General features: G+C 30.0%; 2 protein-coding genes. Both read right to left on the bottom strand.

The window, feature by feature from the left end:
* Window positions 1-230: 230 nt before the first annotated feature.
* Entirely contained in the window at window positions 231-1058 is an 828-nt protein-coding gene (locus U9R42_09615; protein ID MEA3496279.1) for an SDR family oxidoreductase, read from the bottom strand.
* Entirely contained in the window at window positions 1058-2041 is a 984-nt protein-coding gene (locus tag U9R42_09610; GenBank protein MEA3496278.1) for an NAD-dependent epimerase/dehydratase family protein, read from the bottom strand. The genes U9R42_09615 and U9R42_09610 overlap by 1 nt, the downstream gene beginning before the upstream one ends.
* Window positions 2042-2465 lie beyond the last annotated feature (424 nt).

The raw sequence follows: 2465 nt of genomic DNA, 5'->3' as shown, positions 1-2465 counted from the left end.
CGTGGCTAATTATCAATATCTTGCCACAAAGACACCAAGGCACAAAGTTGCACTAAGAAAAAATACATAATATAACAGTCAGATAATAAATATGTTAGCACACAGAGTTATTATGCGAAACTTGAGTGAGTAATACAAAGTTTTCTTAGTGCCACTAAGTAGTATTTCTTAGGAAGCTATCAAATTTTATGATTTCTAAGTTTTTCTATTCTATTCAACCTATGCTGTACTTATTTTGTTGATATTTTTTCTTTTAATTGTTTTTTGTATGTCATCAACATCAATTTCTCAAATATACGAGGGATAAATCTTTGTGAAAAAAGGAGTAATTTACCTGTAAAGGAAAAGATAGTTTTGTATTTTCGTTTTTCTATTCCTTTTATAATTTTATCGGCAATTTTTTCAATTGGCATTTTCTTGAAGTTTTCACGTACTTCCATTACTTCCAATTTGCCTTTTTCGTTGTAAAAAGTTTTCTGAATTTCATTTTCAGCAAATCCTATATAATTTATTCCTACATGAATTCCTGTTCCTGTAAGTTCAATTTTTAGTGATTGTGCCATTGCAGTGAGCGACATTTTTGAAGATGAATAAGCAGAGAAGTTTGGTAAACCAAAAAAACCAGCAATGCTACTGTTAAAAATAATACTGCCTTTTGTTTTTTTGATATGTGGTAAAGCTGCTTTTGTAGGGAATAATTGACCTAAAATATTTGCATTAAAAACTTTTTCAAAAGTTTCGGGAGGAGAATTTTCAATACTACCTTCCATGGCAAGTCCTGCGTTATTGATAAGAATATCAATTTTACCGTATTTCTCAACAGTTTGATTTATGAGTTTTTCGCAATCTTTATAATTTCCAATATCAGCTTGAACAGCAAAAACGTCAAATCCAAGTTTGCTTATTTCCTCAGATGCTTTTTGTAGTCGTTCAGGGTCTCTACCATTAATTACTACTTTAACACCTTTTTTTAATAATTGTATTACAGTAATTTTTCCTATTCCTCTGCTTGAGCCTGTAACAATTGCAACTTTGTTTGTGAAATCAAAATTTGACATTAGTTTATTACATTATTTGATTTAAACCAATCAACAGCATCATCAATTGCTGTTGCAATTGGGGTTTGTGGTAAGCCTAATTCTTTAACAGCTTTTTCAGAACTAAAGAAATTGGTGTCGATACTTATTTTTGACATTTTGTAAGATAATGTTGGTTCTTTTTTCGTAATAAAAGCAATGGTTTCACTTAGCAATCCGTAGAATAAAATAAATGGTTTTGGAATTAAAAGCTTTGGCCTTTTAGTTTTTAGCTGAGTTGCAGCAATTTTATAAAATTCTTTATAGGTTAAGTTCTCATTTCCAAGAATATAACATTCTCCAATTTTACCTTTTTCAAGTGCATTGCATGTTGCAAATGCTGCATCTTTAATATGAAGGAAATTTCTTCCTCCTTTAGAATAGCCGGGAAGTGCTCCATTAATTAATGCAAGAAGTAAGGAACGATTAGTAGGTTTAAAATCAAAAGGTCCTATCATAAAAGTCGGATTGAGAATAATTGCATTTAAGCCTTTATTCTTAACACTATCAATTACAAATTGTTGTGCTTCGTATTTAGAAGTGATATAATCTAATCCGTACTTTTGAGAATTAAATTCCTTTGTTTCGTTACCAAGGTTATTTATGGTGCCAAAACCAAATGAATTAGCAGTACCTATGTAAACTAATCTTTTAATTTTATTTTTTAATGATGCGTTAACAATGTTTTGAGTTCCTTTGATGTTAACTTCTCGTACTATTTTCGATTTTGATGGCCAAACGCTTGTGTTTGCTGCTGTGTGAATTATAAAGTCACAATCTTGCGATGCCTCAATAATGGATTCGGGTTCAAGAATATCGCCAGTGTATTTTTCAATCTTTAGTTCATTGAATGTATCAGGACGATTTTTTTGTAAAAATACTTTTACATCATATTTCCTAACTAATAATTCACGGATAATATTGTTTCCTAAGAATCCATCTGCTCCTGTTACTAAAATTTTCATTATACAAAAATATATAATTTTATTTTAGGGAGGTTCTATAAATACATTTTTTTTAAGAAACAAAGATAATAAATAAGATGCAAGGCACAAATTTTTCTGAATAGCCGTCCGCGTGTCGCTGAAGCTTTAGCGGAGGCACAAGCTATTGAGAAAAATTTTAACGCAGTCAGATTGTTTATTATCTTTGTTCCCAAAGGGTTTTCAGAGTTTTTTTATATACTTCTTCAAAACTTTTTACATTATCCCGATTTGTTTCAATTTTTTTCATTGTCTATAAAAAACTCTGGAAATCTTAATGCGAATGTATTTATAAAACCTCCCTTTATTAGTGTTTTTAATTCAAATAATTTAAAATATTTTTACAATCATTTCTTTTTAGTAACCTAAATGTTTTTATCTTTGCGGTGGGTAAGCCCTGTACGAC

Source organism: Bacteroidota bacterium (assembly GCA_034723125.1).
Lineage (GTDB): Bacteria > Bacteroidota > Bacteroidia > CAILMK01 > JAAYUY01 > JAYEOP01.
The sequence above is the reverse complement of the archived record's forward strand: the minus strand, read 5'-3'. Positions and strand labels throughout refer to the sequence as shown.